The organism is Streptomyces sp. TAA204 (genome assembly GCF_000424965.1).
On sequence record NZ_AUKW01000001.1, the window covers coordinates 279,197 to 291,250 of the forward strand.

Annotated in this window: 11 protein-coding genes; 6 read left to right on the plus strand and 5 right to left on the minus strand. The window is 72.6% G+C overall.

From position 1 onward, the window contains the following. Positions 1 to 124 precede the first annotated feature (124 nt). On the plus strand, positions 125 to 1,135 hold the full coding sequence (locus tag H343_RS0101200) for an Acg family FMN-binding oxidoreductase (protein WP_037901811.1): 1,011 nt from the start codon (positions 125 to 127) through the stop codon (positions 1,133 to 1,135). Positions 1,136 to 1,324: 189 nt separating this feature from the next. Here H343_RS0101200 and H343_RS34675 read toward each other — a convergent pair whose 3' ends face one another. Beyond that, a complete protein-coding gene (locus H343_RS34675; protein WP_028429648.1) occupies positions 1,325 to 1,891 on the minus strand; it encodes an Rv1733c family protein in 567 nt (188 codons plus the stop codon). A gap of 312 nt (positions 1,892 to 2,203) precedes the next feature. Here H343_RS34675 and H343_RS0101210 point away from each other — a divergent pair, with 312 nt between their 5' ends. Beyond that, positions 2,204 to 2,908, plus strand: a complete 705-nt coding sequence (locus H343_RS0101210; RefSeq protein WP_028429649.1) for a response regulator transcription factor — start codon at positions 2,204 to 2,206, stop codon at positions 2,906 to 2,908. A gap of 173 nt (positions 2,909 to 3,081) precedes the next feature. Here the strand turns inward: H343_RS0101210 and H343_RS0101215 are convergent, their stop codons facing one another. Next, the gene (locus H343_RS0101215) at positions 3,082 to 4,818 is read right to left on the minus strand and encodes a GAF domain-containing protein (RefSeq protein ID WP_051264437.1); all 1,737 of its coding nucleotides are present in this window, start codon (positions 4,816 to 4,818) and stop codon (positions 3,082 to 3,084) included. Positions 4,819 to 5,083: 265 nt separating this feature from the next. On the opposite strand from H343_RS0101215, the gene H343_RS0101220 reads away from it, so the two are divergent. Then, the gene (locus tag H343_RS0101220; protein WP_028429651.1) at positions 5,084 to 5,776 is read left to right on the plus strand and encodes a CBS domain-containing protein; all 693 of its coding nucleotides are present in this window, start codon (positions 5,084 to 5,086) and stop codon (positions 5,774 to 5,776) included. 124 nt (positions 5,777 to 5,900) lie between these two features. Here H343_RS0101220 and H343_RS0101225 read toward each other — a convergent pair whose 3' ends face one another. The 3 genes from H343_RS0101225 to H343_RS0101235 all read right to left on the minus strand — a co-directional run bounded on the left by H343_RS0101225 (position 5,901) and on the right by H343_RS0101235 (position 8,769). Then, complete coding sequence (locus tag H343_RS0101225; RefSeq protein WP_486586739.1) at positions 5,901 to 7,049, minus strand: NAD-dependent epimerase/dehydratase family protein; 1,149 nt, start codon at positions 7,047 to 7,049, stop codon at positions 5,901 to 5,903. Further along, positions 7,046 to 7,489, minus strand: a complete 444-nt coding sequence (locus H343_RS0101230; RefSeq protein ID WP_028429653.1) for a DUF2267 domain-containing protein — start codon at positions 7,487 to 7,489, stop codon at positions 7,046 to 7,048. Before H343_RS0101230 ends, H343_RS0101225 begins: the two co-directional genes overlap by 4 nt. 194 nt (positions 7,490 to 7,683) lie before the next feature. After that, positions 7,684 to 8,769, minus strand: a complete 1,086-nt coding sequence (locus H343_RS0101235) for an alcohol dehydrogenase catalytic domain-containing protein (RefSeq protein ID WP_028429654.1) — start codon at positions 8,767 to 8,769, stop codon at positions 7,684 to 7,686. A 364-nt stretch (positions 8,770 to 9,133) separates the two neighbouring features. On the opposite strand from H343_RS0101235, the gene H343_RS0101240 reads away from it, so the two are divergent. The 3 genes from H343_RS0101240 (at position 9,134) to H343_RS0101250 (ending at position 11,871) form a co-directional block, all read left to right on the plus strand. Continuing rightward, entirely contained in the window at positions 9,134 to 10,087 is a 954-nt protein-coding gene (locus H343_RS0101240; RefSeq protein ID WP_028429655.1) for a universal stress protein, read from the plus strand. 59 nt (positions 10,088 to 10,146) lie between these two features. Continuing rightward, entirely contained in the window at positions 10,147 to 11,496 is a 1,350-nt protein-coding gene (locus tag H343_RS0101245) for a nicotinate phosphoribosyltransferase (RefSeq protein WP_028429656.1), read from the plus strand. 75 nt (positions 11,497 to 11,571) lie between these two features. Continuing rightward, entirely contained in the window at positions 11,572 to 11,871 is a 300-nt protein-coding gene (locus H343_RS0101250; protein WP_028429657.1) for a DUF1876 domain-containing protein, read from the plus strand. Positions 11,872 to 12,054: the final 183 nt, after the last annotated feature.

Sequence of the window (12,054 nt, forward strand, 5' to 3'; positions counted from 1 at the left end):
GGGGACATTCGGCCCCTCTTCGGGTACTCCCGGGCCCTCGGCTCCCACCGTCCGCTCGCAGGAGGCTGTCCAGTGAGACCGGGATCACCGAACGGCGCCCGGGACCGGACGCGAGGAGCGAGTCATGAACCCCACCTCATTCGCCGACGACGAGGTGGTCGAGAGCCTGGTCCGCGATGCCTCCACGGCACCCTCCATGCACAACGCACAGCCCTGGCGGTTCCGCTACCGGCGTGCCGACCACAGCATCACCCTTCGTGCGGACCTGGACAGAGCCATGCCGCACGCCGACCCGCAGCTGCGCGCACTGCACCTCGGCTGCGGTGCGGCGCTGTTCAACCTGAGGGTGGCCGCGCAGCACGCCGGGTTCCGTCCGGTGGTCAGGCTGCTGCCCGACCCGGAGGACCAGCGCACACTCGCGTCCGTGGAGCTGACCGAAGCGTCGGACACCCTGGACCACCACCTGGCCGGGCTTCACAACGCGATCGGTGAGCGGCGCACCAACCGCTACCCCTTCGCCGAGCGGCCCATTCCCGTCTCCTTGGTGAACCTGCTGGTCGACCAGGCCCGTGCGGAGGGCGCGAGGATGACCTTCCTCTCGGGCTGGCACCTGGCTCTCGTCCTCGAACTGATCGAGGAGGCCGAGCTGGACTCGGAGCACCACGGTGATCCGGACGAGGAGCGGTGGGTCCGTACGGGAGTGACCCTCACGGACCCGGACGAGGCACCGGGCTCACTCCTTGACGGCGTACCCGAACACAGCCTCGGCCCGCGAAGGCGGGACGGCCGTGCACCTGTACGCGACTTCGCCCGCGGGCGGGCGGAGACCGACGCGGGCGCGGCGGAGTTCGAACACATGCCGCACCTGGGTCTGATCTACACCGACCGCGACCACGCGGAGGACTGGCTCGTGGCGGGACAGGCCATGGAGCGCGTGCTGCTGGTGGCCACGCGTGAGGGGCTGGCGAGTTCGTTCGCGACGCAGGCACTGGAGCGTCCCGAACTGCGCTGGCTGCTGCGCGATCCCGTCTGGGGCTCCGGGCCCGTCCAGATGGTGATCCGGCTGGGGTACGGACCGCTGCGGCCGCGTACACAGCGCCGGGCCGTGCGGGACGTGCTCGACATCGTGCCCTGAGGTCCGCGCGCCTCGTATGCGGAGGACCCCTCGTATCCGGAGGCTCGTGCCCTCGTGCCAGGAGGCTCGTTCCCGGAGGCTCCAGCCGGAGCCGGGCGGGAACCGCGACACAGCCGGGGCGCGAGCGCATGGAGCCCCCGGAGTCCCCTCAGTCCCCCACGCCACGCAGGGTGTCCCCACGCAGGCGGGCTACTCCCGCTTGGTCCACCAGGGGCCGACAGAGGCCCACTCCCGCTCCCACTGCTTGGCACGCACGGAGTCGATGCGCCGCCGCACCAGCCAGCAGCCGCTCCCGACGACGAAGCACGTGGCCACGGCCGTCGCAGCGCCGGCGGCGGTGCTCTCGCCGGTGATCTCCCCCGGGCCGGGGGGCGGCTGGCGCGGTTCGCCGCGGTTGTCGAGCCAGATCGTGACCTTCGTCCGCGCCGGGGTGCCCGCCTCCACCGGGGCGCGGCCGGTGCGGGTGTCGCCGTCGGACGCCTTCCACTTGACCCTGGCGGGCACGGTGGGGTTCTTGTTGACGGTCGCGAGCCCGTCGGTGCTGGGTGCGTTCTGTGTCAGGACGGCCGAGGCGGGACGCATCTGCGAGCGGTCGCTCAGGCCGTCGGCCAGCGCGCCCGAAGCCATCGCTCCGGTGAGTGGGGCGCTGACCGCCATGACTGCCCCCGTCGCCATGACCACCCAGGCCTCGGCCCGGTCGGAGCGGCGCTTGAGCGGGTTGCCGCGCCAGCGCCACAGCCACTTCCTGGTCCTCATGTGCCGACTCCCCTCACAGGCGGCAAACCGGCCACGGAAAGCACCGTCACACGCGCACTCGGGGCGGGGTGAGGGCCGGAGGGGCCACCACCACGGGTACGGATGGCCCGCGCATCGTCCTGGTCGTGCCCGATCGGCCCTATTCCGCCCGCGGTCCGCGGAGTGACGATTCTCGGGAGCCGTCACAAGCCCGGGCGGGACGCCGAGAAGCCGGGAGACCGAGAGATCCCGGAGTCCCGGAGATCCCGGAGGTCCCGGAGGTCCCGCGAAGCCCGGGGACGCAGCCGCCCACAACGGAATCACGAGGCACCCATGAGCGATCTGCGCACGTTCTCCGAGCAGAACCCCATCAGGGTCCTGCTGCTCGACGACCACGAGGTCGTGCGGCGCGGAGTGCACGACCTGCTGGAGTCGGAGGCGGACATCGACGTCGTCGGGGAGGCCGGGACGGCCGAGCAGGCCCTCACACGCGGTCCGGCCCTGCGTCCGCACGTGGCGGTGCTCGATGTCCGGCTGCCCGACAGTGACGGCGTGACCGTCTGCCGTGAGCTGCGCTCGCGCATGCCGGAGCTGGCCTGTCTGATGCTCACCTCGTTCGACGACGACGAAGCCCTGCTGGACGCGATCATGGCGGGTGCCTCGGGCTACGTGCTCAAGCAGATCAAGGGGTCCGACCTGATCTCGGCGGTACGGACAGTGGCCGCGGGGCAGTCGATGCTCGACCCCGCGACCACTGCCCGGCTGATGGGCAGCCTGCGCGCCCCGGAGTCCCAGGAGGAGGACCGCGGGCAGAGCGCGTTCGCGGACCTCTCTCCCCGCGAGCGGGACATCCTCGAACTCATCGGGGAGGGGCTGACGAACCAGGAGATCGGCAAGCGCCTCTATCTGTCGGAGAAGACCGTGAAGAACCACATCTCGCGGCTCCTGGCGAAGCTGGGCGTCGAACGGCGCGTACAGGCGGCCGTGCTCGCCACACAGGCGCATTCGCAGGACAGGGACCGGCACGGTGGACACTGACCGGCGGCGGTGAGTGGCTCAGCCACTCGTCCCCCGGTCCACCGGTCCACGGCCGGGCCGGTAAGCAGGCACGGTGGCTGAGCCTGTCATCCGCCCCGACGCTCTCCCCGAAGCTCTCCCCGGACTCTCCACGAAGCTCTGCCCTCCCGGGCCCTTCCCCCCCCCCGTCGAGGTCAGCCGGTCCGCCCGTGCAGGGGCACCCGCCAGACGACTGCGGTGCCTCCGCCTCCCTCCGGCGTCTCCAGCCGCAGCTCGCCGTCGAGGCGGTCGGCCCTCTCGCCCAGGTTGTGCAGTCCACTGCTGCGCACCTCGTGGGGCATGCCCACACCGTCGTCCACGACGCGCAGCGTGAACGTCTCCCCCGTCGCCTCGGCCGACACTTCGACGGAACCCGCCTCGGCGTGCCTGGCGGCGTTCGAGAGGGCCTCCCGCAGTACGGCGACGGCCTCGTCGGCGACGTCGGCGGGGACCTCCGTGTCGAGCAGCCCCTCCATGCGCAGCGCCGGGGTGAAACCCAGCGCGGAGACGACGTCCTGCACCGCCTCCGTGAGGCGGCTGCGCAGCCCTTCCCCGCCCGGGTCGGCATCGTGCGCCCGCAGACCGAAGATGGTCGAGCGGATGATCTTGATGGTCGCGTCGAGGTCGTCGACGGCTCTCATCAGACGATCGGCCGCCTTGGGGTGGTCGACGAAGCGCATCGCGCTCTGCAGGGTCATCCCCGTGGCGAACAGCCGCTGGATCGCCAGGTCGTGCAGGTCACGTGCGATGCGGTCCCGGTCCTCGAACAGGGTGATCTGCTCGGCGTCTCGCCGTCGTTCCGCGAGCTCCATGGCCACGGCCGCCTGCCCGGCGAACGCGCTGAGCGGCGCCGTCTGGGTGTCGGCGAACGGCTGGCGCGGCTTCGTGCGGGCGAGCAGCAGCACTCCCTTCGCGCTGTCCTCAGCGATCATGGGAACGGCCACGGCCGGCCCCAGTCCGCTCCAGCGCGGCGGGCCGGCCGTGATGCGCGAGTCGTGCTCCACGTCCCCGCTGGTGGTGACCTCACCTGCGTCGACGGCGGCGCCCACGAAGGAACCCTCGCGCGGCAGCAGCAGCCCCCGGTGCAGTTCGGCGTCGGTCCCGGCGGCGACGACGACTCTCAGGGCGTCACCGCCGTTCTCGGGCAGTGCCAGGACGCCCAGGTCGGCCGAGAGGATCGTGCGGGCCAGTTCGACGATCAGCCCGAGGACGCGCCTTTCGCCGACGCCGGACAGCAGTGCCCGCGTGACCTCCGCGTTCGCCTCCATCCAGCGCTGCCGGTAGCGGGCCTCCTCGTACAGCCGGGCGTTCTCGATGGCGACGCCCGCCGCCGCGGCGAGGGTCGACAGCACGGTCTCGTCCTCGCTGTCGAACTCCTTGCTGTCACGTTTCTCGGCCAGGTAGAGGTTGCCGAAGACCTCCTCCCGTACCCGGATCGGGACGCCGAGGAAGGGGCGCATGGACGGATGGGGCGAGGGGAGACCCCGCGAGGACGGGTGCTGCGCCGGCTCGGGGAGCCGCTGGGGCACCGGGTTGTTGATCAGTTCGGCGAGCAGCCCCTTCCCCTCGGGCAGGGGGCCGACGGCCTCCGTCTGCCCGTCGGTCACGCCCACCGGGATGAACTGGGCGAGCTTCCCGTCCTCCCCGACCACCCCGAGCGCGCCGTACTCGGCGTCGACGAGCAGTACGGCCGCCTCCGCGATGCGCCGCAGCACCTGGGAGAGCTCCAGCTCCTGGCCGACCGAGAGCACCGCTTCGAGCAGGCTGTGGACACGGTCGCGGGTGCCGCGTACGGCGTCGATCCGTACCTGCAGTTCTTCCAGCAGGTCGTCGAGCTGCATACGGGGCAGATGTCCGGGACCTTCGCCACCTTCGTGATGCACAGCGCTCATGGACCCTCCGCCCGGATAAGGAGGATTCGACCGTTTCCTCTGTCCAAACAGTAGCCCCGGCCCCGGGGAACGGCAGCGGGGAGAGAGTCCCGGACCCGGCAGGCAGGGACCGGTGGGGCGTCACCGGCGTCCGTGCGGCCCCGGGAAGCCGGGCCGCACGGATGCCCGGCCGGTGTCCTTCGCCCCTGCGGCGGCCTCGGCAGAGCCGCACAGACTGGAGGGAGAACCCTTCCGGTGCCCCGGAAAGACAAGGGAGATGGGTCGGATGCCGTACCGGAGCGTCGACGACCTGATGACGAGGCCGGGCATACGGGTCCACCGCGGCACGGCTGTCGAGGACGTCGCGGAGCTGCTCAGGCAGCAGGACGTCAGCGCCGTCCCTGTGGTCGACGATTTCGAGTGCCCCGTGGGTGTCGTCTCGGCGAGCGACCTGCGGCGCAACGAGCCGCGCCGGCACGCCCCCGCGGACGCCGCCGTCCCGGACCCCCCGCCGCGGCGGCGGGCGCCCGGACCCGGCAACCGCGCGAAGCGCGACGCCGCGACCGCGGGCGAGGTGATGACGAGCCCCGCTGTCACGGCGCACCCCGACTGGACGGTCGTGGAGGCCGCGCGGACGATGGAGCGCCGCCGGGTCAAGCGGCTGCCCGTGGTGGACGACGCCGACCGGCTCGTCGGCTTCCTCGGCAGGGCGGACCTGCTGCGGGTCTTCCTGCGCCGTGACCACGCGGTACGCAAGGAGATCGCGACCGACGTGCTGGACCGCACCCTGGGCCTGGGCCCCTCCCAGGTGACGGTCACGGTCAACGACGGACGCGTGACCCTCCAGGGCATCGTGGACCACCGGGAGCTGCTCCCCGTCGTGGAGCGGCTGGTCCGGGGGGTGGACGGAGTGGTCGAGGTACGGAATCACCTCGCCCACCGGTTCGGCACCCCGAGGGACGGCGTGCTCTCGCGCTGAGTTCGCGCTGTGCCGGGTCCTCACTCCCGTTCCGTCGCCGGCGCCCTCCCGTGAGGGGTCTCCCGTGACGGGTGGGGAGCGGGCGCCCGCACCTGGAACGTGCGCCGTTCACGGACGTACGCCCTCACGGACGTTCGCCGACCCCCGTGCGCAGCTCGCGCAGACGGCCGCCGCCCGGCAGCCGTCGCGTCAGCGTGGGAGTGTCCATCCCGGCCACGTTCCGCAGGCCCGTCAGGAAGGCTCCGACCGCCTCCTCGGCCGTCCACCGCGGTGACCAGCCCAGCTCCTGCCTCGCTCTGCGGTCGTCCATCAGCGGCAGCCGCAGCACCGCGTCGAAGAGCTGCGGTGACGCCGGCAGCAGATGGGAGTGCCATCCGGCTGCCAGGGCCGTACGCAGGGGCCGCAGCGGCATCCGTACGACACGGGCGTCCAGCAGCCGGGCGAGCACCTCGGCGTCGACGACAGGGTCGGCCGCGAGGTTGAAGGCGCCCCGCGCGTCGCCGGTGGCGGCCAGCCGGAACGCCTGGGCGGCGTCGTCGGTGTGCAGTGTCTGCATGCTCAGCCCGGGAAGATCCGGCACGAGCGGCACGAGGCCGGGACGGACCAGCCGCTGCGGAAGAAGCGGTCCGGCGAACAGCCGGCGCTGCTCGCTCGCCGCGGCTTCCTTGAAGAGGAACCCCGGCCGCATGCGCACGACGCGGATCGCGGGGTGCTCGCGTTCGTAGCTGTCCAGGGCCCGTTCGAGATAGGACTTCTCACGGCAGTACGCGGCCTCCGGCCAGCCGTGCGTCGGCCAGCTCTCGTCCACCCGCCGGTCCTTCGGCCCCGGCGAGTACGCGCCGACGGACGAAGCGTGCACGAGCGCGGGCACTCCGGCCTCCGCCACGGCTCGGAAGACCCTGAGGCTGCCGAGCACGTTGGTGTGCCACGTCGTCCGGGGCCGGTGGGTGGGCTGGAAGAGCCACGCCAGGTGGACGACTGCGTCCGCCCCTCGGAAGAGCCCGGTCAGGACGTCCTCCCCGGCGACGCCGCTCAGCCCGGGGCCGTCCCGGCCGTCCCGGTCGTCCCGGCCGTCCGGCGGCGCGACGTCGACGCTCGCCCAGCTCGTCTTCGCCGGTGACCAGCCCGGTACGCGGCGGGCGAGCCCGAGGACGGATTCCACCCGCTCGTCGTCGGCCAGGGCCTGGACGACGCTCGTTCCGGCGTTGCCGGTGGCGCCGACGACCACCACACGCAGCCCGGTACGGTCCGCACCGCTCGCCCCGCCCCTCACGTGCGCTGTCCGTCCTGCGTGCGCCCGGACGGGAGGACTTCCCTGATGTCCGGGGGCAGCGCGCTCTCCAGTTTCCGCATGAGCTCCGGCGCGACCGCCGCATCGAGGACGTCCATGACGGCCGCGGCCCGGCGCAGGGCCTCCTCCTCGGAGGTCTCGGCCCGCCAGGCGACCCGTCCGGCGAAGACGGACAGGTCGAACAGCTCTCCGCGCTCCCGTGCCTCGGCCCGCTCGTGCGGTGCCGCCTCGTGCACGGCGACGGCCCGGCGCAGCGGTTCGGCCGCCTCGTGGGGAAGCTGTGCGGCCAGATGGTCGGCGACTCCGTCCGGCACCCGCTCCGCGACGGTCTCCAGCGTGGCGCGCACGGACGCCTCCGCCGCCTGCCGGCTCCCCAGTGCGGCACGTGCCTGCACCTGACCGGTGAACTCCTCGTAGCGCATGGGTCTGCCTCCGGGTCCGGTTGGTCCGCTGCTCTGCGGGTGCGAGTGACCGTGCGCCGGGGGTGTGACACCCCGGCGCAACCCTCACGGCGAACTCCTCCCGGCGAATTCCCCCGAACTCCCCGCGCGGAAGAGCAGACCCCGCCGGAGCACACGCAGGACTGACGTCCCGGTGTGCTGTGCTCAGCGGCCGGTCAGCCGGCGACGGTGACGAGCGAGGAACTGTCCGGCCGGTAGACCTGCTCGCCCTTGAGCGCGACCTTCAGCGCGCCGGTGTCGGCGGCGCCCGCGAAGACGTCGTACGCCTCCTCCATCGCGCCCAGCTCGAACGTGTGCGTGACCAGTGGCGAGGTGGGCAGCCGCCCGGCAGCGAGCAGGCCCAGCAGCATCGGCGTCGAGGAGGTGTCCACCAGGCCCGTACGGATCGTCACATCCTTGATCCACAGGTCTTCCAGGTGGAGCGCGGCCGGCTTGCCGTGCACGCCGATGTTGGCGACGTGACCGCCGGGACGCACCATGCGGGTGCACATCTCGAACGTCTCCGGCGTGCCGACCGCCTCGATGGTCACGTCCGCGCCGATGCCGTCGGTGAGGTCGGCGACGAACTGTTCGGGCCGGTCCGAGGAGAGCACCCTGGCGTCGGCACCGAGCCGGGCGGCCGACTCCAGCCTGCCGGGCGCGCGGTCGACGGCCACGATCCTGTCGGGCGAGTAGAGCCGTGCCGTGGCGATCGCAGCGAGCCCGATGGGGCCGGTGCCCACCACGACGACCGTGTCCCCGGGGTGCACTTCACCGTTGAGGACTCCCACCTCGTAGCCGGTGGGGTAGATGTCGGCGAACAGCACGGCGTCCTGCCCTTCGATACCGCCGGGAAGCTGGTGCACCGAGTGATCGGCGAACGGCACCCGCACATACTCGGCCTGCGTGCCGTCGATGAGGTGCCCCAGCAGCCAGCCCCCTCCGCCGCGGCACTGTCCGTACAACCCGTCCCGGCAGAAGCGGCACAGCCCGCATGCGGAGATGCACGAGACCAGCACCCGGTCACCGGGGAGCACCGTGCGTACCTCCGAGCCCGCCTCGACCACTTCGCCGACGGCCTCGTGACCGAGCACCGTGCCGGAGGCCACCTCCGGTACGTCACCGCCCAGGATGTGCAGGTCGGTGCCGCAGATGGTGGTGGTCTCCACACGGACGATCACGTCCGCGGCGTCCTGGATCTCCGGCTCCGGGACGCTCTCCCAGGCGGACCTTCCGGGTTCGTGGAAGACAAGCGCCTTCATGGTCGTCTCCTCCCGCCGCTCGCGGCTTCGGGTCCGGCACCGCACCCTGCTGACCGGTGCGCACCCCCGCCTGGCTCCAGGCTGGCCCGGCACCACGGCGCCTCGCTTGGGCCGCCCGGCCCCGGGACGCGGACCGACGGGCCCCGCGGCCCACCGCACCGCACCGCGCGGCCGGGGACGTTCGGCCCCCGCATCGGGTCCCCCCGGGCCTCGGCGCCGCCGCGCGGGAGCGGGACGCTGGCAGTGAGAAGCCCCGCTTCCGCCGCCGGACACCTGCCCGGGAGCCTGCGCAGGGCGGCCGGTCAGGGTCCTTTCCAGGACGGCCGGCGGCGGACCCGGGAGGCAGGACGCGGAGGGAGACGCGATGTTCCAGTCCGTCACCGTGGGACTCGACGGCACACGCGAAAGCTTCGCCGCCGTCGCCTGGGCGGCTCGTGAGGCGCTGGCACGCGGCGTCCCGCTGCAGCTGGTCCAGGTCCGTGACACCGGCTCCTACCCCTACTCGCCGCTCGCCGACGAGGACGTCGAACGCGAGTGGGCGCGGACAGTCACCGAGCAGGCCCTCGACGAACTCAACCGGCGTGCCCCGGACCTGCACACCGACGTGGAGCTGACCTCGGGACGGCCCGCGCATGTGCTGGCCGACCTCTCCTCCGGGACGGACCTGCTCGTGCTCGGCTCCCGCGGTCTGAGCCCCCTCCTCGGCTTCATCGTCGGTTCCACGGCCATGCCCACCGTGGCCCACTCCGCGTGCCCCGTCGTCCTCGTACGCGCCCGTCCCGCCGACGGACAGGGGCCGGGCCAGGGGCCGGCAGGAGAGCCCCTCGCCGCCTCGGATGCCGCCTCGAAGGCCGCCATGGAAGCGGCCATGGAGACCGCCACGGGCCCGGAGGGCGACATCGTCCTCGGCCTCGACCTGGAGCGGCCGTGCGACGAACTCATCGGCTTCGCCTTCGACTCCGCCGCACGCCATTCGTCGGCGCTGCGCGTCCTGCACGCCTGGGACCTCCCCCCGACCTACGGTGTACGGCCCTTCCCCGTCCCCCCGTCCATGACCCGCGAGATGCTCGCCGCGCAGAACAAGGCGCTGGCCGACGCCCTTCGCCCGTGGCAGGAGCGCCACCCCGACATCAAGGTGCACGCGGAGGCGGAGATCGGGCATCCCTCCAGGCTGCTGGTGGAGGCCGCGGCACAGGCGTCGCTGCTCGTGATCGGACGACGCAACCGGCACTCCCGCATCGGTACGCATCTGGGCCCCGTGGACCACGCCGTCCTCCATCACGCACGCACACCCGTCGCCGTCGTTCCGTACGGCTGACCCCCGCCGGGGCCGGGCCGTGAACCGTCCGGCACCCGGGACTCAGGAGGTGCACTTCGATGTCCGAAGCGAGGACGACAGACCTGTACGAGCTGACGATGGCGATGTCGTACGTGCGCGAGGGGATGACCGGCCCGGCGACCTTCAGCCTCTTCGTACGGGATCTGCCGCCAGGCCGGGGCTTCCTCGTCGCCGCGGGGCTCGAACCGGCCCTGGACTACCTGGCGGACTACCGCGTCGGCCCGGAGGACGTCGACGCCTTCGCGTCGGTGCTCGGGCGGCCTCCGCGCGATCTGGTGCCGCTGCTGGGCACGGAGTTCCACGGTGAGGTACGCGCCGTTCCCGAGGGCAGCCTCGTCTTCGCGGGCGAACCGCTGCTGGAGATCACCGCGCCGATGCCGGTGGCGCAGCTGGTGGAGACCTACGTACTGAATCTGCTCAGCCATCACACGGCGGTCGCCTCGAAGGCGGCACGGTGTGTGCTGGCGGCGGCGGGCCACCCCGTCGTGGACTTCTCGCTGCGCCGCACGCACGGGCCGCAGGCCGGGTACGACGCGGCCCGTCTCGGCGCGCTCGTGGGGTTCTCGGGGACGAGCAACGTGGCGGCGGCAGCAGCACTCGGCCTGCCCGCCGTGGGGACGATGGCCCACTCCTACGTGGAGGCCTTCGGGTCCGAGGAAGCGGCCTTCAACGCGTTCGCCCGTGCGCACCCGGGCCCGGTGACGTTCCTGGTGGACACCTACGACACGGAGGAAGGCGTCCGCACGGCGGCGCGCGTACTGAACTCCCTGCGGCTGGGCCACGGTTCGGCGATCCGCCTGGACAGCGGGGACCTGGGGGAGCTGGCGGTGCGCTCTCGCGGCATCCTGGACGCGGCCGGCCTGCCGGACGTGCAGATCGTCGCGAGCGGCGGACTCGACGAGACGGGCGTCGACCGGCTCGTACGCGCCGGAGCCCCGATCGACGTCTACGCCGTGGGCACCCGGGTCGGGGTCTCCGCCGACGCCCCCTACCTGGACTCCGCGTACAAGCTGGTCGCCTACGACGGCCGCCCCGTGATGAAGCTCTCCTCGAAGAAGGTCACCGCTCCCGGCCAGAAGCAGGTCTTCCGCAGCCACGGCGCGTACGGGGACACCGACGTGATCGCGCTCAAGGACGAACCGCCAGGGACGGGGCAACGGCCCCTGCTGCGGCCCGTGATGCGCGACGGCGTGCGCGTGAGCCCGCGTCCGCCGCTGCGCCAGGCGCGGGAGCGGTTCGCCGCAGAAGTGGCTCAACTGCCGCCCGCGGCACGGCGCGTCAGCGATCCGGTGGCTCCCCGTCCGCGGTTCTCCGAGCAGTTGAGGGCACTGAGCGAGCAGGTCCGCCACCGCATCGAACAGGAGGTTCTCCCCAAGGAGAAGGTCTGAGCGCACACCGCGGGCACACCCGCGCACCCGCACACCCGCACACCCGCACACCCGCACACGACCGAGGAGGACACCATGGCGACCACACGCGACTGGAACGTACGGATCTTCATCCAGGAGGAGGAGGGCACCACGACCGCACGCGCGGTCCTGGACACCGACTCCACCACGCTCACGGCCAGAGGAATCGCCCGCTGCAACCCTCAGGACGTGGACATACCGACGATCGGCGACGAGCTCGCCGCCAGCCGGGCGATGGCCGAACTGGGCCGGCAGCTGATGCGGGTGGCCGACCGGGACCTGCAGGGCGTGGGCGCCGGGCCGCTGCCCCGGAAGACGCAGGCGGCGTTCGGCTGGCCCGACGCCACACTGTGACAACTCCCCCGCGGAACCCGGCTCGAAGAGCCCGGCTCGCAGGGCTCTGCTCGCGGAAACTCCTGCTCGAAGGGCTCTGCGACACGCCCGCCGTCCGGGCCGCGGGGGCCTGCGGGCAGGGCGCCTACGCGTCCAAGGTCACAGTCGGCGGCGCTGCCGACCAAGCGGCCGCTCGCCTAGCCT